This window comes from uncultured Photobacterium sp., assembly GCF_947502415.1.
In the GTDB taxonomy this organism is placed as follows: Bacteria; Pseudomonadota; Gammaproteobacteria; order Enterobacterales; family Vibrionaceae; genus Photobacterium.
In genome coordinates this window covers 202,244-219,672 of the sequence record NZ_CANMZV010000001.1, presented here as the reverse complement: position 1 = coordinate 219,672, position 17,429 = coordinate 202,244, and the positions used below count along the sequence as shown (strand labels likewise).

The following is a 17,429-nucleotide window of genomic DNA, read 5'->3' as shown; positions in this document are numbered from 1 at the left end:
GCGTTTTTACTTGTACTTAATGATTAATCAATTAATCACGAAAACGTTCTGTACTAAAGCCCATCAGCAAACTGACACACATCAGAAGCAAGATGATGGTAAATGGCAATGCTGTTGAAATTGCACCAGCCTGCAAGGCCTCAATAGCCTCTGTACCACCGACATACAGCAACACTGCAGCAATAGCACCTTCAATTGCCGCCCAGAAGATACGTTGAGGCATAGGTGAATCCAACTTGCCACCAGCAGTAATGTTATCGATCACCAAAGAACCTGAGTCTGAAGAGGTTATGAAGAATACCATTACCAACACAATGGCTGTCACTGAAAGCAAATTACTGAAAGGTAAAGATTCAAACATTTCAAACATCGCCAACGGCACGGAAGTCAAGCCATTTTGACCCAGAACACCAGTACCGTTAATAATCTGATCAATTGCCTGACCACCAAAAACAGACATCCAAACCACAGTGATCAACGTAGGAACAACCAGCACCGCAATCATAAACTCACGGATGGTACGTCCTTTAGACACACGAGCGATAAACATACCGACAAATGGTGACCATGAAATCCACCACGCCCAGTAGAATACAGTCCAACCATGCATCCAGGTCTGGTCCTCACGACCATGCGGGTTACTCAGCGCGAAGAAGTTTTCTGCATAACCTGCCAGCGTAGTCGGGATTGAGCCCATGGAGATGGCAAAACCCACCATAGCAACAAAGACCAACAAACCAATTGCCACCAGCATGTTGATATTACTTAACAGCTTAACGCCACCATCAATACCACGAGCAACCGAAATTACCGCCAGCAAAGTAACGACGACAATCACACCAACCTGCAAGGTAATATCACTCTGGATACCAAGCACATGCTCAATACCGCTTGCAGCCTGTTGAGCGCCCAGCCCCAGAGAGGTAGCCAAACCAAACAACGTCGCCAAAACGGCGAAGATATCAACGATATGACCTGGCCAGCCCCATACACGGTCACCAAGCATCGGGTAGAAAATAGAACGAATGGAAAGAGGAAGACCTTTGTTATAAGCAAAGAAGGCAAGAGAAAGAGCTACAACACCGTAAATGGCCCAAGGGTGGAAGCCCCAGTGATACATGGTTGCGCCAAGAGCGACTTTAATCGCTTCCGGTGTATTCGCCTCAACATTCAGTGGCGTTTCGTACCAGCCGGTATAATAAGCGACGGGCTCAGCCACGCTCCAGAACATCAGACCAATCCCCATACCAGCAGCAAACAACATTGCCAGCCAGGAGGTCCGTGAATAGTCCGCCTCAGCGTCTTTACCACCAATTCTGATTTTTCCGTAAGGAGAAAAGATGAGGGCCAGGCAGAAGATGACAAAAATATTTCCTGACCAGATAAAGAGAACATCGAAGCTATTAATTATGCTGTTTTTCACCCCATTAAGGGCAGCTTTGGCCGTTACCGGATCACTAATTAACGCCGCAATCAAAAATAAAACAATCAAGCCAGCACTTGTACCAAAAACCGGATTATGGACGTCAAACCCCCACTTCTGGATGTTATCCTGCCCAACCGTATAGTCAGTATTATCTATACTGTACTTATCAACTTTTTTCATCATTGAACCCTACTCGGCGAACATTTCGCCAAGAATATTTAGCTCTATAAATAATATTCGAACGCATAGATAAAACCATCTCTGTAGCTAAAGTGTCAAGCTTAATTGATATTTATAGTCTTTTGCGCATTAAACAACCAATTTTCACGCGGATGAAAGAGAAAATAGTGATAAATTTACAAAATAATATTTCGTTCTCTAACAAATAATTCCATGTCTAAATTGTTACTCCCCTAAAGGTTAATCAGCAACAAACAGGTTCACTGTAGCAAAAGAACAATAACCTAATTGATATAAAACATAAGAAAGATGGTGTTTGAAACAGCATTTAAGGCTAAAAATACAAGCTTATCAGGCTACTTTGCAGAAAGAAGTGAAATACATGGGCGAATAACCTAAAGCTCACCCCCATCTATCATTAGCAAGAAAACACATATTAGCGTTAAGCTTGGCTTGGTGTCGAAATCTCCAATACGATACATTCCTGCTCACATAGAAACGGCCCATGAATTTCACCAGGCAGACGATTAGCGTAGTATCCCTGCTCTAACCATGTATTGTTGGTTTCATCATATAATCGCCCCAAAACAATAAAGACTTCTTCAGGATAGGTATGCTGATTGGCACCAAACGGTGTTGTATCGGCTCCGGCTTTAAACCGAGTAAGACGAGTGTAATCACCTGTCCTGTCATCCTTACTCAATGTAACTTGCTCAATCATACCGTCAGTCCCCTCGACAGCATGCCAGCGGTAATGATTCGATTCTGATAGCGCATTCCAATATTTCACCGAACCTTTTGTCATTGACTAGCCTCCTTGCAATTTAGATAAAAACAGGCACACGTGCCCCTTGAATACTGTAGAGCAAAAAAAAAGTTCTCGCCGACAAAGATACATTCGGCCAACCCTATCAGTGACGCTGTAACCAGGAGCTATACGCCATCAGACAACTTCACAGCGCAACCACTACTAAACAGAAGGCGAGCACTGGCTCGCCCTTCCCTTCAACCTCCGGAATATCCATCGCCCTCGTATCTCTTACTACCCTGATACTCTATGACCTTTCGAGCATCATCTGAAACCCTGTCTCCGAACCTATTAAGTAACTCTTGCAATTTCGGAGTGATCAAATTCGTACAAAACGGTTTTGCCGGATCAGCGTAGTAATAATCATGATATTCAGCTTCAGATGGCTCATAGGATTGATATTCAAGCACTTGGGTTACCAACGGCTGAGAAAACTCCTGCTGCAGTTTAAATAAGCACCCCTTCGCTTTCTGCTGCTGCGCCAAACTGTATACATAAATAGCTGAGCGATATTTTTCCCGTAATCCATGGGCAGACGTAGAACTATGAGTATGTAAGTGAATTTGAATAATCGCATACAAATTAATAATCGCCTCATCGTATTCGACGATGACACCTTCAGCGAAAGAGTCATGTTCTCTCGATTTCAGCCAGCCTTGAGAAACACTAACAACACCAGCCAATGAACGAAAAATCGCTTCAGTACACCAATAACAGCTACCACCCAAACCAACTTTTTGCATAACTGCGACACCTAACTGAGTTCAACGGATTCGTACTCATCGGCGTTTCATAATATGAAATTAAGCCGTTATTAATGTACGATGCATTCTTCACTTAATTCATTGAGCGTTTAACGATGGATAAATCGCAGTTACTCAAACACATTGTAGATGAGCTAAAAAAGGTACACCAATCTGCAGTGGATGCAGCAACACGCGCTTATGAAACCGCCACGCACGAAGAAAATGCACCAGAGCATCAGTACGATACCCTAAGCCTTGAAGCCTCTTACCTTGCCCAGGGACAGGCCCAACGCGTTGCCGAATGCGAAGACGAACTAACAAAATATGCCCAACTAAAGCCAAGAACATTTTCTGAGGATGATAAAGTCACTATTGGATGCCTTGTCCAGTTAGTTGATGAGGAGGATAAGGAGAAATATATTTTCCTCGGCCCAGCAGCCGGCGGCCTGAAACTAACGTTCGACGGGATAGCCATCAGTATCGTGACGCCATCAGCACCACTTGGACAAGCGCTGTCGGAGCAACACATTGATGATGAAGTTGAAGTGTATATCGGTCACGAACGTAAAACTTTCGAAATCGTTGCGATCTTCTGAGCTTAACCCAACAGCCAAACTCTCCATAGTCTAAGAAATTCAATCTATGTAGTACCTAGAAAGCTAGCCTCTATTCCTAATTGATAACCAGCATTGAGCTTATTCAAGTCGGTCGTTTATACGGCCGACAGCAAAGCTGTTTTGCGGCGCAATCACTTCCAAAGTACAATCGGCTGGCGGGTTTTCGATAAAATCAATCGCACTATTGTAATTATCTGCACGTTTGATCATCGCTTCTGCCAATATTGAAGAATCAGATAACTTTATTTCATATACTTAACGTGAGCTTCCATTTCTTCACCAATTTCCTTACGCATATTCATCAGCTTTATTGCCGAATCGCGCAAATGTTTATCTTCCTCTGACCGTGGGATCCATTCAGGAACCTGACTTGGCTTACCGAACTCATCAACAGCAACCATGATGACAATGCAATGTGTAGTCAGTCGCCTTTCAAGGGTTTTAGGGTCACTCGCCTGAACGTCTATTGCTATATGCATAGAAGATGTTCCGGTGTAAATCACCTTGGCACCAACTTCAACAAGATTGCCGACATGGATTGGTGCTACAAATCGAATCCCCCCGGCATAAGCAGTAATACAATACTGACCGCTCCAGCCTGCGGCACAAGCATAAGCCGCGAGATCGATCCATTTCATGACAGCACCACCATGAACCTTACCGCCAAAGTTGACATCCCCCGGCTCTGCCAGAAACCTCAAAGTCACTTCACGTTGACCACCGCTCATATGGCAACTCCTAAATCATTAGCGTTACTTAATTATCATATAAGCTTCTAGATCAAACACACTATCTTTACCTTATATAAACCCAAATATTAATCAGGCTTCTCAGGTTCATAGTCTGTTTTATATCACCTTTATCTTTGGCAAAAAAAAGCGCCCTGTGAGCGAGGCGCTTTGAACGAAAGTGAAAGAGTTGTTATTCGGTATAGTTTGAAGGTTGCTCCATCAACTGTTGAAGCTCTTCTATACGTTTGCTTAAGCCGTCTTTCTCGGCAAGTAGTATTTCTTGTTCTGCAGTCATGGCCTCAATCTTTCTGGCCAATTGTTCCGCTTCAGAATTATTTTTCTGTGCTTCTTGCTTTATTTGTGTCTGTAGTAATGAATTTTCTGACACTTTTTGATCGTATCTCTCCACTGTTGCTTCTATCTGAGCTCTTAACTTAACAACCTCCTCCCGACTAGCTTCAAGCTCAGCCTTTAGCTTCCGCTGCGAACGCTGAACCGTTTGCTTCGCTTTTTGTTCCTTTTCAACTCTTGATTGCTGTTCATCTAGCACCTTCTCTTTATCCAAGATGCTTCTTGTTAATTCTGCTAATTCTTTTTTTAACTGTTTCTCTGTTTGTGAATACAGTTTATTTTGGCTTTCAATCTGTTCTGACAGTTCTTGTTCAGCAGATGTCGCCATGCCCATAAAGGTTCGCCAGTTATCTGTGACTTTCCGGCTAGCATAATCCATAACATCAAAAGGAAAGCACAAACGCTCATCAACAGACTTACTTGCATGCTCAAAGCTGTTATCTATTTGCTCAAACATCCATGCTGTTTGATTATGGCTTCCCTTCATTAGCAGCTGAACCTGATTAACCGTTATTGCTTCCACGGCTCTCCCTAGCAAAGTAACTATCTGTATTTGCTTTAAATAATCATCACCCGACATAGTTGAAAGCGGTGGTATAAAAGCACTTTTATTTGGTTCACAGTCCATCCATCGTTCTCCCTGAAATTTGTTTAAAATGCATACAAATTAATAGACTAAAATGTCAGATTTGGCGTATAAAATTTCATGAAGAATCAAAAACTGTTTCAACTTCGTTACGTACTTCTATTTCATAATTCAACAGTTAATATAAGTGCGACACTCCCATAAATATTAAGCTGATATTAACCAGAAACTCGTACTTTCTTAATAGAATTCAGTTCTGAAATCATAGATATAAAACTCAATATCAAGATCGTCATGTAACCCAAACTCAACCAATCCAGGGAAAAGCCAAAGAATTGATACGGATGTTCTAACAGTGTCTCATAAATAACTGTACTAAAGACTCTTTGAAAGAGTTGAATAATACCTACTGCAAATAACAACCCGAGACTTGTTACAAGTGCAGTTTTAATAGCCAAGACTAATAACAGTTCCTTCTGAGTTAATCCCATGATCTTAAATGCATATAACTCAGCAACACTCAATTTAGCATTGCAGGTAATAATTCGACTTATGTGATAGAACAGCATAACCACAAGTACTAGGCAGCAAATAACAATCAAACATGAAATAAATATCAAACTAAGCGGGTCATTAGCTAACTCAATCACCCAATCAAGCCAAATAAGCACCATCAATAAAATCAAAGCGGTACAACTTACAAACACTGATGCCACTATGCCGCTGTGCCAATTGGTAAACAATCGACTTTTCATTAGTAAGAACGGCAAGGCTAACGTCCCCATGGCAAGGCCTCAGCTAGTACGCTCCGCTGAATAACAGATACTGGTATATGCTCAACAATATGACCATTACACAAATGTATCTTCCGGTCACACATATCAGCAACTGACGAGTTGCTGGTCGCTGCAAGTACAGCAGTACCAAATTCATCCGAAAGTTGCTTAATAATAGACAAGGTATCAAGCATTTCTGATTCACCAACTTTCTTAGGCAGTTCATCTAACACGACCGCACTCGGTCGATGAATAAATGCCCTCGCGATAAGAACACGCAACGTTATCTCTGAATTTAACTGTTCCGGTCTGAAACGGGCATAACACTCTATATTAAGCCTCGCCAGCATATCAGCGATCAAATTATCTCTTTCTTTTTTTGAGACATTATTCAGTAACAATGGAAATTCAATATTCTCAGAAACAGTATACGTTGGCACCAAACTAAAACCAGGCATAATATGACCAACGCTTCTTCGCCGAATTAACAAGGTATATTCTGCAGTCTTCGTTATTGCATTATCACCAATAATAACTCGACCTTTATAGTCACAGTCCAACAAACCGCAAATATTCAATAATGCGCTTTTTCCTGCGCCTGACGGGCCATAAAGAGCAACCGCTTCTCCGTTATCTATTCTTCCATCGACACCCTTTAGCGCCTCGCCTGCAAGCACATTGGGGCCATATTTTTTTTGTATCCTCTGAAACTCTATCATCGGCCCTCCTCGCAGACAGGCCTATATACCTATATACCTATGTGTCCAAAGAGGTACTCTCTAATTGCCAACTGACGTTGCTATTAAATTTTTTAGCACCTTTGCTCCCCCTCAAGGTTATTCCTGTAACACTCTCGGGCCATCCTGAACTTAAGTACTGTGCTTTATTTGGGCCTAGATTAACTACGAATAAAAGCGAGTACCACACGATGCGATAAATGGTGACTGAACAAGATGAATGGAATATAGAGTGATAAACAGAAAAATGAATGACTTTACATTTGCTTAAACAGCCCCTGAGCATTCCGGCTCACTGCAAGTTTTGTACTTCCTTCATTGAGATGAACATACATTCTTCCGGTAAAGTCGCGCTTAACACGCTCAATCGCCTCAACCCTAACGATTGTCGCACGGTGTATTTGCCAAAATGTATCTGGGTCCAACTGCTTAATCAGCTCCTTTAGCGGCGTACTAATAACATATTCATTATCGCTTGTATAGACGCTAACGTACTTATCTTCTGCTTTCAGGTAATTGACATCATCAACAGACACAAGGCAAATATCATCGCCTTTACTTGCCTTGATCCAGCGAAGATAACGATTTGGCGGCGTCTGGATCCTAGCGACCAAGCGTTCAATCGCATCAACGGCACCGGTTTTCTTTTCACTCTCCCCGGCTCTCACTGCAACTAAAAACGCCTTAATACGCTCACAGGTTGTCATCAGGCGTTTTTCATTCAATGGTTTAAGCAGATAATCGAACGCATGCTCTTCAAACGCCTGAATCGCGTACTCATCATAGGCTGTGATAAATACAATCACGGGTATCCTATCTAGTTTTCTCAATGCCTTCGCTACCGATATACCATCTAGCCCCGGCATACGAATATCTAAAAAGGCAATATCAGGCTGTAACAACTTAATACTTTCCAATGCTGCCTTACCATCCGATTCACTTGCAACGACATCCAGTTGCGGCCATACATCAGCCAGAGAATAATTCAAATGGTGACGTAACAGAGGTTCGTCATCAGCGATAATGGCTGTGATAGTTAATTGTTCCATCATTACATGTAGTCTCCCGGAGTGAGCTCAATCTTCGTAGTTACGCCGCTCCCTTCTGGCGCAGAAATAGATAAATAGGCTTGATCACCATAGAGCGCTTTTAATCGCTGGCGGATATTATCCAAACTTACGCCATGGCCTTGCTGAAAAGATTCGCCACTAAAACCAACACCATTATCTTTGATTTCAACAAGTAGCCGACCATTTAGGCTGGACATGAAGATTGCTATCTCACCGCCTTCTTGAAGCGGCTCTATCCCATGATATACGGCATTTTCAACCAACGGCTGTAACATATGAGGAGGGATATTCCAGTACTTATCGACACCATGCTCAACCACTATCCGATATGAGAGCCGTTCACCGAGCCTCATCGACTGAATACCCAGGTAGGCATCCAACAGCTCTATTTCGTCCCCCAGCATGATCCATTCACGTCGGCTCTTTTTCAAACTAATCCTTAATAATTCAGTCAACTGAACAAGTAGTAACTTAGCTTTACTTGGGTCTGCATCAATTAGCACCTGCAAGTTTGCTAATGTATTAAAAAGAAAATGAGGCTCTATCTGACTTTGAAGTACCTGGAGCTGGCTCACCACTAACGCTTTTTCCTGCTCTGCCTGATGCAATCTTGCCTGACGGAGCTTATTTTCATAAAGCAGAGCCTTTTCCCTGCTATAAAAGACGTAATAAATCAGAGTTAAAAAAAACAGAGCAAAACTAACAAGGGTTAATAATTCGCTTACACCTCCCTGGGTTCGATACCATACCGACCATAAGATGGCATGTAATGTCCCTAAAACCAGCGTACCACCAACCACTATCATAAAGTGTATTGATGAGCGCCAAGACGGTGAGTAATGCCGCAGCATCAGGCTAATCGCATTGCAAATTCCGCCATAGCCAAATGCAATTATCAGATGGCGACTAAACGCCCCCCCTTTAATCATGTAGGTAATCAACGCAATACCAATACAAAAAAAGATACTAATAAAAATATCCCTAACCGTATTATTTGAGTTTTTACGATCCATTTAAGTACCACAACACATAACTAGCAACATATAAAATCAGTGGATTATACAGAAATCACACAAGCAATTGAGTCGATTACTTCAGTTATGGGGGTTAAGACAAACTTAAGATGTGATTACAATGCAGAGATAGCGACAGTTCGATTTTCTGCAAATGTAAAGTAAGCTGCCTGAATATGCTCATGAAAAAGTTCAGCGGCCAAGGAACTTTTCGCCAGATATCATGAAAACGTTCGCGGTATAAGTTCACATATTCAGAGCAGCCAAGGAGAAAATGTTGACATTCAATTCCATAGTGCTCTCTAGCATTAGGACAAAACATATCGTTCCTAACGATACTTAGATTAGCTGCTATGAACTATATTTCACTAGTCTTGTGATAAATTGCCAATAACTTGAACAAACGGTAAATAAAAGCGACAAATAGTATATCCCATTTGTCGCCTAAGACTATTTGCCTCAATCGACTTGGTTGATATGATTGCGTCAAACCTAGTCAAATAAGAATTAAAGTCACCAATGCCAAATGCTCAAAGCCAGTTTAAAGAACTTGTTCATTCACGCCGTTCAGTCCGAAAGTACGACCAAGCGACTGAATTTGACCGCCAAGCGCGCCTTAAAGTATTATGAAAAACTGATCCCTTTTGTTTATCGCAATGACCGATTCGGCATATTCGGTGTTGCCCGCAAATTCCTAAGTACTATCCTAGGTATCAATAAGCCAATGGTACGTGAAGTTAGCAAAAGTGATCTCAGGGTATGCCTGCATAAAAGCAGCTCACTAGCAGCAATGACATTCATGACAGCTATGCGTGCCGAAGGTTATGACACCTGCCCAATGGAAGGCTTTGATTCCAAACGAGCTAAGAAACTTCTTGGACTCTCTAGCCAAGCAGAAATCACGATGATAATCAGTTGTGGCAAACGGACTGAAGAAGGAATTTACAGTGACAGGCATCGTGTCGATAATCAAGATATTATTAGTCATTAATTAACCACTTAACCTTCCAGCCCATACCTTCTCGATGTTAATTAGGTTAAGGTGTGGGTAAGCCCAATAAAGAAAAGATGATATGCAGTCACAGATTGAACAACTCATCAATTTAAAAAACACCTGGATGGCCAGTCATATTACCGAAGCGGAATTTCCCACACCGCTTAGTGAAAAAGGACTTGCACTTTATCAATCCCAGCAACAGTCCTGCGAACTGGTATCATCTATTTCTGGTGCAACTTCGAACTCTCTCTCGATTTATCCCGTTGACTGCCACCCTCTCACGATCCGCTACTCATTGGTTCTGGCCAGCAAATGGCAAAACGAAGAAGAAGAAAAAGAAGCGGTACTCGAATACCTGACACAAATTATGTTTGAAGAAGGCTCTCCGGCTCAACTGTACGTCGGTTTTTTCAATGGAAAACCAGCAGCTTGCGGAATGATTTTCCAGTCAGACAGCAATATTGCGCTTATTTCAGATGTTCATGCTCTCCCCTTAGCAAATCAACAAGAACTCATTTCTGAAATGGAGAATAGCCTAATGACGATGATAGCTAATGAAGGTAATTCGTTAGTGCTTTGCCGTTATTAACCCCCCCCATCTTGCAAACGCCAGAAAAACCTCGTAAATTTCTGGCGCTTGATAACATTCCCATAAAAAATATCTGTCAATAACCCATTCTTTGTTATTGCTTTTTGACGCGACTTGGTTCCCTTACCATACTAATTCAAAGGACAGAGTTAGAAAGGAATTGACGTGAAAGGAATCATTTTTACAGAATTCTTAGAAATCGTCGAAAGTGCATTTGGATTAGATGTTTGCCAGGAAATGCTAGATAAAGCGATAGATGACGGGGTCTATACAGCGGTTGGCAGTTACGACCACCGCTCGCTTGTAAAATTGATCGTCTCACTCAGCAAAATTACCGGCGTCCCTGCAGAAAATTTACAAGAAATCTATGGCGAGGCTGTGTTCATTCGCCTCTTGAAAACCCTACCAGCAATAAAACCGCAACACCACGATACTTTTAGCTTCATTAGAAATGTCGAAAGCCATATTCATACCGAGGTCAAAAAACTCTACCCCGATGCAACTCCGCCAAAATTTGATTTTCTGTCACAAACATCAACCCAACTAATCATGGACTATAAATCTGCACGCTGTATGTCCCATGTCTGCCTTGGTCTTATCAAAGGCTGTGCTAAGCACTTTAACCAACAACTCCAAGTTAGCATGGAACCCATGAATAAAGAGCAGAGTCACGTCAGATTTAACCTTGATTTAATCGCGGAGTAAGTATGGATCAGGAAGTACATATTGCTTTGCTTGAAAAAAAGCTACAGCGAGAAAAAGCAGCCCGAAAAGAAGCTGAAAAGCTACTCGAACTAAAAAGCCATGAGCTATTTAATGCGAAAAAACTACTCGAAACATCCATGGAAAAACTCAGAGCAAGAGCAGAGGTTAACTCTGAGTTATTGGCATACCAAGCCAAAATCGAAACCATGCTTGTTGAATACGGGCGGCTTTTCCTAAAGCTCCCTCCATCTGAACAACTCATTCAGGAACTTGCCGATTCGCTGGTAGACGGTATTTCTGTCACAGCTTGCTGTATCGAAATATTCTGTACACCGGATGTCGGCATTAACATCTGCTATGCTTCTGGCCGTCGACAGCAATGGTTACGCCCAGAACAACTCAGTAAACAAAAAACGTATTGGGACAATGATGAAGGTATTTTATGGATTTCGCTCGATAGCAACCAAACCGTAAACGGATATTTTGCCACCCGGATGAAAGCATCAGGTTCTTGGCTGCAGACTATCCAAAAACATATCACGTTATTCAGCGAAATGCTGCGGACATCCATCCGCCGGCAACTCACCCTGGAAGAAGCCATAACAGCTAGAAATCGAGCAGAAGCTTCCGAGCAAGCCGCCCGAGAATTTCTGGCAATGATCAACCATGAGCTCCGAACCCCTCTAAACGGCGTTTTAGGCTCCGCAGAACTACTTGATGATACCCGCTTAACACCACAACAACAAAAGTTACTCAATACACTCAACCACTCAGGAGAGCTACTTCGGGCAATCATTAATGACTTGCTTGATTTCAGTAAAATCAACGCAGGTATGCTAGAGCTGATTGAAAAACCATTCGACTGCCACAATATGGCACGAATGCTGGAAGATATTTTCCAACTACGCGCTTCGGAAAAACAACTTTCATTTAAGATTACTTGTAATAACACAGTTCCGCGCTGGTTAATCGGTGATGAAGACCGGATCAAACAGATATATGTAAACCTAATTGGCAATGCCATTAAGTTCACGTCTAAAGGCCATGTGTCAGTAGAGCTCGAATGGCATGATGAAAATTTACTTTTTACTGTCAATGACTCAGGTTGCGGTATAGCCAAAGATGAACACTTTAAGCTTTTCAAACCATTCAGCCAGGTTGACCTTTCAAGTAAACGCATTCATGAAGGTACAGGGCTAGGCCTTGCCATTTGTAAACAGCTGTCCGAGCAAATGAGCGGGAAAATTCAACTTGAAAGCGACTGCGGTAAAGGAGCTACATTTACGGTTAGCCTGCCTTTAAAAATACATAGAGCCAAAATTGAAAACGATAGCCGCTTATCTACCTCGTTACCAAAACTAGGATCGCTTAACGTCTTGGTGGTTGAGGATCTAAAGACCAATCAAATGCTCATCAAACTCATGCTCAGTAAAATGGGCGTATCCCCTACCATTGCCGATAATGGGCAGCAGGCTCTCGATATTCTCAGCAAACAACCATTTGATGTCATCCTGATGGATTGCCGGATGCCGGTTATGGATGGTTACTGTGCGACACGTAAACTTCGTGAAAACGGTTATTCAAAACCAATTTTGGCTTTAACCGCAGGGACGACCTCCGCTGAACGTGAAGATTGCATTTCAGCAGGCATGGACGATATTCTTTGCAAACCATATCAATCACAGGAACTAAGAGAGATGCTGGAAAAATGGGGAGCCAACTGCCCCCCAGGTTGATATCTATTTCGAAACTGTTATCAGAGCATTTGCGAGATAATCCAGTTGCTGTTCTTGAAGGCCTGCGATGTTGATCCGTCCATCGCTAACAGCATAGATCCCGAAATCTTCCCTTAGCCGTGTAATTTGCTCGGGACTTAACCCTGTCACAGAGAACATTCCTTTATGGTGTTCAATAAAATCAAAATTATCGGAGCCCTGAGTTCTAATAGCCTTAGTCAAGCCAGCTCGTAAGTTCAGCAAACGTTGATTCATCTCATCAAGTTCTTGCTTCCAAAGTTGTGTCATTGCATCGTCAGAAAGAATAGTCGCCACCAATGCCGCGCCATGATCAGGCGGCATGGTATAGGTCGATCGCGCAAGGGTCATAATACGCCCTTTGGCTTTCTGCGCATGCTTAAGGCTGTCTCCTACCACAATTGCAGCGCCGGTACGCTCACGATAAAGGCCGAAATTTTTCGAACACGAGGTTGCAATAATTAGCTCCTCAATATTATCTGCCATATGCTGCAAGCCAGCCGCATCTTGCTCCAGCCCATCACCAAATCCCTGATAAGCAATATCTACAAATGGCAGAAAACCATTCTTATTTGCCAGTTCTGTCACTGCCTGCCAATCAGCAAATGAAATATCGGCGCCCGTTGGGTTATGACAACAACCATGAAGTAACACCACATCCTTCGGCCCGGCTTTGGCCAATTCTGTCAACATTGCCTGGCTATTAACCTGCTTTGTCACAGAGTCAAAATAAGGGTAATACTTCACTTTCAGCCCGGCCGCTTCCATTACAGGCCTATGGTTAACGTAACTCGGATTAGAAATCCATACCGTAGTATCTGGCTGAGCGATATAAAGCAGATCGGCCAACATGCGAAGCGCTCCGCTTGCACCAGGAGTCTGTACAGCGGCTGCTCGCGAATGTGCAGTTGTACCGGTCAGCAGTTGATCCATCATCGACTGGTTAAAGACTTCATTGCCTGCCAATCCTACATATGATTTGGTGGTCTGCGTATCCAGTAACTGTTGCTCAGCCAAATGAACCGCTTTCATAATTGGTGTATCACCTTCACTATTTCGGTACACCCCAATGCCTAAATCCATTTTGTTAGCCCGAGAGTCTTCTCGGTAAGCGACTGAAAGCGACAAAATAGGATCGAGCGGAGCTTCGGTTAGCTGCTTAAACATTAAATTAATTCCATTTAGTGGCTCTTCATTTCATCAACCTATCACTTACCTCTTTAAAAATCACGTTGAAACAAATAAAAATATCAACACTATCATCTGGTTTTTTTAGCAAAAATGAGAACCATATCAGGCATAAACATTGATCATCGTTAACATTCCAGCAACTTAACTTGCAGCTACCTACGCAATGCCTAAATTTAGTAATGAAGGCATAAGTTTCAATGCATCAGCAACTGAACTTGGGGTGGAGGTAGTAATGAAAAATAATGTCGATATGCGTACATTACTGAGCGTTTACGAAAAAATTAAAACGCAAGGAAAACCAACAGAGCTGGGAATGAAGCTGGAGGATGTTACCTGTACAGAGAATCCTGACGGTTACTACGTCAATCTTGCTGATAGTAATGTCAGCCTAGATATAAATTTCCATAACACTTATCACTTCCATACCGCTAATGAAGATCCTGAAGGGGTCATCAATCAAACAACTGCAGATTTTCACAATAATAACGAAGTGCAGATTCAAGAGTTCCTTCACAAACTAATGGAAATAGATAAAAGATACTAAGTGTAAGCTGGTCTAATCATATTCAATGGTAATAATTTAAAAACCTCAAAACACCCACAACGATAACTTTCAATCATGGTACTGGGCTTATTTATAATTACAGCCCAGCACCTGCCTGTTCTGCCACTAAATAAACAAAAGATTAATCTTTGATTTTACAGTCACCTGACACAGTAAACATTGAAAATCAATAACCTATTACCATCATCAAACAAGGACAAAACCTAATCACATGCCGTTCAGTTTGCGTTCATAATGAGCATTGTATCGTCATCATTATAGTTAAGACCAAACATTCGACATATATTAGTCACTGTTACTGCCTTAATCAGGAAGTGAGCAATATGAATATTAAAAACCTCAATAAAAACGAACTCGATATAGTCATTGCAGCTTTAGGTGAATGTTACCGGCGCTTGAATGCCGCACAAATGACAGCCAAAGAATTATCACAAGAAGGTTTTGCTCTGATGTTTAAGTCCGCCTACACAAGCATGGCAAAGCGCTAAAACCATCAGTCCCTATAAACAAAAAACTCAGGCCTTTTGCCTGAGCTTTTTGTTTCGAACACTTCATATCGGCAGCTTACAATTAGCGGTCCCAATCCATGTTTTGCAATACCACTCGATAGCCGTCAATGTCTTCAAATGTTTTACCGACATTCTCCCAATATGGATTGTTGGATTCAACTACATTAAAACCTGCATCAATCATATTGCGGCAAGCACGCTCCCATACACGACTACAGTCAATGTAAAAGACCATTAAGTTATCCTGAGTCGGCGCCTTACCAGCAGTAATACCATGTTGGTGAACAAACTCTATATGATATGCATGTTTTTGGTGACCTAATACAACCCCATCAAAACCATCAAGACCTTTAAACTGCTTAAGCATTTCAAAGCCGAGGGCTTTGCTATACATAGATGTAATTTGATAAAGATTGTCGGTAGGTCTGACAACACGGAGTGTCGCGTCTCTAGGTATCATAGCCGTATCATCCTTTGAAAATAATTCCGCAGCGATAGTTACAAAGTTATTGTTTTAAATTCAATCCGAATATCTATTCAACCTTTGCTTTTAAGTGTGAGCTCTCACACCACATATACATAAGGTTTGATATACATATACTCTCACAGCTATTCGCCATATCGTCAAGTCATTAGATAATTTAATCTAAAATCTATGTTAGCTTTGTTGCTCAATGCACAATTTCGGGCAGCAAAATAACTCTCATCAAACATATATCGCTTGTTCAAACACCAATGATACTCGAACGAGCAGTTTGTTTATGTGAGACCTAAAAAGTCAGAACAACATTATCTTATGAATAATCATGTTAGTACTGTCAATTTATCGCATCACAAAAGGCTAAAACTCGACGTTCAGACTCAGCTCGCAACTCACACTGTAGATTTTCCCAAGCAAAGTCTTCTGGTTATATGCCTTTTTTCTGTAAATAACGTAATTGACTAATAACATTGATATAAATGGCAAAATCAATGCTATATTCAGCGACGTATCAGCTATCAATACGTTTTTTTCACACCAACACGTTATAATGCTGTCAAATTCTGCTATTTACCAATGAAGTATACGGAAAACCATGAGTAAAGTTTTTACCTTTTTAAAAGGCATGGCAATGGGTGCCGCTGATGTTGTACCAGGCGTGTCAGGTGGGACGATTGCTTTTATTACAGGAATTTACGATACCCTGCTAGAAAGTATTCGCCGAGTTAATCCAAACCTTATCGGTATCATCAAAAGAGACGGCTTCAAAGCCGCTTTCGAACATATTAACGGTACATTCCTAATCTTACTGCTATCGGGCATCCTTACCAGTATTTTTACCCTGGCTCGCTTCATCACTTGGATGTTACATACCCATCCAATTCCGCTATGGTCTTTCTTCTTCGGGCTGATCATCGTTTCAGTAAACCATATGTTCAAACAAGTAAAGCATTGGAAGGCCAACCGCTTTGCTTCAGTTCTGGCTGGAGCCTGTTTTGCCTATGGAATTACGGTACTCCACCCACTCAACCTTGAACCAACTTCTCTCAATATTTTGATAGCTGGTTCAATTGCTATCTGTGCCATGATCCTGCCAGGAATTTCGGGCAGCTTCATCCTACTCCTGTTGGGTATGTACAGCCCAATTCTTGCCGCTGCTAAATCGGTCGACATTATTACTCTGGCAACATTTGCTACAGGTTGTGTTTTTGGCCTACTCACCTTTTCCCATGCTCTTTCATGGGCAATCCGCCACCACCGGGATATTACCCTGACATTTCTAACCGGATTAATGCTAGGTACTCTTGGAAAAATCTGGCCATGGAAAGAAACGTTAACCTGGCGAATCAACTCCAGCGGTGAGCAGGTCCCGCTTCTGGAGCGAAACCTATCGCCTTTCAGCTTTGAACAAATCACCGGGCAGCCAGCACTATTAGCCTACGCTATCGCAGCCATGATCCTTGGCATCGCCCTTGTCTGGGGGTTAGAAAAAGTCGCTGAAAAGTAACTAGTTAATACGTTGCCCTGTCCCTAACAGGGCAACGAACTCGCAATGACCCCTCTTTCGCAAACTCCCCTCACAAAACCATCAGCCAAC

At 42.1% G+C, this 17,429-nt stretch carries 19 protein-coding genes and 1 pseudogene; 8 read left to right on the top strand and 12 right to left on the bottom strand.

The genetic code is table 11. The annotated features are described in order from the left end of the window. Positions 1-31: 31 nt before the first annotated feature. From Q0852_RS00965 to Q0852_RS00955, 3 genes are all read right to left on the bottom strand, one after another. Positions 32-1,609, bottom strand: coding sequence for a BCCT family transporter (locus tag Q0852_RS00965; protein WP_299013034.1), 1,578 nt, complete (start codon positions 1,607-1,609; stop codon positions 32-34). Positions 1,610-2,048: 439 nt separating this feature from the next. Continuing rightward, positions 2,049-2,411: a cupin domain-containing protein gene (locus Q0852_RS00960; RefSeq protein ID WP_299013033.1), complete on the bottom strand. Its 363-nt coding sequence runs from the start codon at positions 2,409-2,411 to the stop codon at positions 2,049-2,051. 200 nt (positions 2,412-2,611) lie between these two features. After that, positions 2,612-3,157, bottom strand: coding sequence for a peptide-methionine (S)-S-oxide reductase (locus Q0852_RS00955; protein ID WP_299013032.1), 546 nt, complete (start codon positions 3,155-3,157; stop codon positions 2,612-2,614). Between the two features lie 116 nt (positions 3,158-3,273). Here Q0852_RS00955 and Q0852_RS00950 point away from each other — a divergent pair, with 116 nt between their 5' ends. Next, positions 3,274-3,756, top strand: a complete 483-nt coding sequence (locus Q0852_RS00950; protein WP_299013031.1) for a GreA/GreB family elongation factor — start codon at positions 3,274-3,276, stop codon at positions 3,754-3,756. Positions 3,757-3,855: 99 nt separating this feature from the next. Here the strand turns inward: Q0852_RS00950 and Q0852_RS00945 are convergent, their stop codons facing one another. From Q0852_RS00945 to Q0852_RS00915, 7 genes are all read right to left on the bottom strand, one after another. Continuing rightward, positions 3,856-3,987 carry a DUF6363 domain-containing protein gene (locus Q0852_RS00945; RefSeq protein WP_299013030.1) on the bottom strand — a complete coding sequence of 44 codons (132 nt, stop codon included), beginning with the start codon at positions 3,985-3,987 and terminating at the stop codon, positions 3,856-3,858. A 32-nt stretch (positions 3,988-4,019) separates the two neighbouring features. After that, on the bottom strand, positions 4,020-4,505 hold the full coding sequence (locus Q0852_RS00940; protein ID WP_299013029.1) for an acyl-CoA thioesterase: 486 nt from the start codon (positions 4,503-4,505) through the stop codon (positions 4,020-4,022). A 193-nt stretch (positions 4,506-4,698) separates the two neighbouring features. Then, positions 4,699-5,487 carry a hypothetical protein gene (locus Q0852_RS00935; RefSeq protein WP_299013028.1) on the bottom strand — a complete coding sequence of 263 codons (789 nt, stop codon included), beginning with the start codon at positions 5,485-5,487 and terminating at the stop codon, positions 4,699-4,701. Between the two features lie 176 nt (positions 5,488-5,663). Next, positions 5,664-6,230, bottom strand: a complete 567-nt coding sequence (locus Q0852_RS00930; RefSeq protein WP_299013025.1) for a hypothetical protein — start codon at positions 6,228-6,230, stop codon at positions 5,664-5,666. Further along, the gene (locus tag Q0852_RS00925; RefSeq protein WP_299013023.1) at positions 6,218-6,940 is read right to left on the bottom strand and encodes an ABC transporter ATP-binding protein; all 723 of its coding nucleotides are present in this window, start codon (positions 6,938-6,940) and stop codon (positions 6,218-6,220) included. Before Q0852_RS00925 ends, Q0852_RS00930 begins: the two co-directional genes overlap by 13 nt. 275 nt (positions 6,941-7,215) lie before the next feature. After that, a complete protein-coding gene (locus Q0852_RS00920; RefSeq protein WP_299013022.1) occupies positions 7,216-8,010 on the bottom strand; it encodes a LytTR family DNA-binding domain-containing protein in 795 nt (264 codons plus the stop codon). Then, the gene (locus Q0852_RS00915; RefSeq protein ID WP_299013021.1) at positions 8,010-9,041 is read right to left on the bottom strand and encodes a sensor histidine kinase; all 1,032 of its coding nucleotides are present in this window, start codon (positions 9,039-9,041) and stop codon (positions 8,010-8,012) included. The genes Q0852_RS00920 and Q0852_RS00915 overlap by 1 nt, the downstream gene beginning before the upstream one ends. A 589-nt stretch (positions 9,042-9,630) precedes the next feature. Here Q0852_RS00915 and Q0852_RS00910 point away from each other — a divergent pair. The 4 genes and pseudogenes from Q0852_RS00910 to Q0852_RS00895 form a co-directional block, all read left to right on the top strand. After that, positions 9,631-10,032, top strand: a pseudogene (locus tag Q0852_RS00910) (nitroreductase family protein); the annotation flags it as partial. A gap of 82 nt (positions 10,033-10,114) precedes the next feature. Continuing rightward, a complete protein-coding gene (locus tag Q0852_RS00905; RefSeq protein WP_299013020.1) occupies positions 10,115-10,627 on the top strand; it encodes a hypothetical protein in 513 nt (170 codons plus the stop codon). A 165-nt stretch (positions 10,628-10,792) separates the two neighbouring features. After that, positions 10,793-11,332, top strand: a complete 540-nt coding sequence (locus Q0852_RS00900; protein WP_299013019.1) for a heme NO-binding domain-containing protein — start codon at positions 10,793-10,795, stop codon at positions 11,330-11,332. A 2-nt stretch (positions 11,333-11,334) separates the two neighbouring features. After that, the gene (locus tag Q0852_RS00895; protein ID WP_299013017.1) at positions 11,335-13,068 is read left to right on the top strand and encodes an ATP-binding protein; all 1,734 of its coding nucleotides are present in this window, start codon (positions 11,335-11,337) and stop codon (positions 13,066-13,068) included. 3 nt (positions 13,069-13,071) lie between these two features. Here Q0852_RS00895 and Q0852_RS00890 read toward each other — a convergent pair whose 3' ends face one another. Next, on the bottom strand, positions 13,072-14,253 hold the full coding sequence (locus tag Q0852_RS00890) for an amino acid aminotransferase (protein WP_299013015.1): 1,182 nt from the start codon (positions 14,251-14,253) through the stop codon (positions 13,072-13,074). A gap of 256 nt (positions 14,254-14,509) precedes the next feature. On the opposite strand from Q0852_RS00890, the gene Q0852_RS00885 reads away from it, so the two are divergent. Then, on the top strand, positions 14,510-14,821 hold the full coding sequence (locus Q0852_RS00885) for a DUF3081 family protein (RefSeq protein ID WP_299013014.1): 312 nt from the start codon (positions 14,510-14,512) through the stop codon (positions 14,819-14,821). A gap of 344 nt (positions 14,822-15,165) precedes the next feature. Further along, positions 15,166-15,330, top strand: coding sequence for a hypothetical protein (locus Q0852_RS00880; RefSeq protein ID WP_299013012.1), 165 nt, complete (start codon positions 15,166-15,168; stop codon positions 15,328-15,330). 82 nt (positions 15,331-15,412) lie between these two features. Here the strand turns inward: Q0852_RS00880 and Q0852_RS00875 are convergent, their stop codons facing one another. After that, positions 15,413-15,811 (bottom strand): VOC family protein, encoded by a 399-nt coding sequence (locus Q0852_RS00875; RefSeq protein ID WP_299013010.1) that lies wholly within the window; start codon positions 15,809-15,811, stop codon positions 15,413-15,415. Between the two features lie 616 nt (positions 15,812-16,427). On the opposite strand from Q0852_RS00875, the gene Q0852_RS00870 reads away from it, so the two are divergent. Next, positions 16,428-17,339 carry a DUF368 domain-containing protein gene (locus Q0852_RS00870; protein WP_299013008.1) on the top strand — a complete coding sequence of 304 codons (912 nt, stop codon included), beginning with the start codon at positions 16,428-16,430 and terminating at the stop codon, positions 17,337-17,339. The last annotated feature ends 90 nt before the right edge of the window (positions 17,340-17,429 follow it).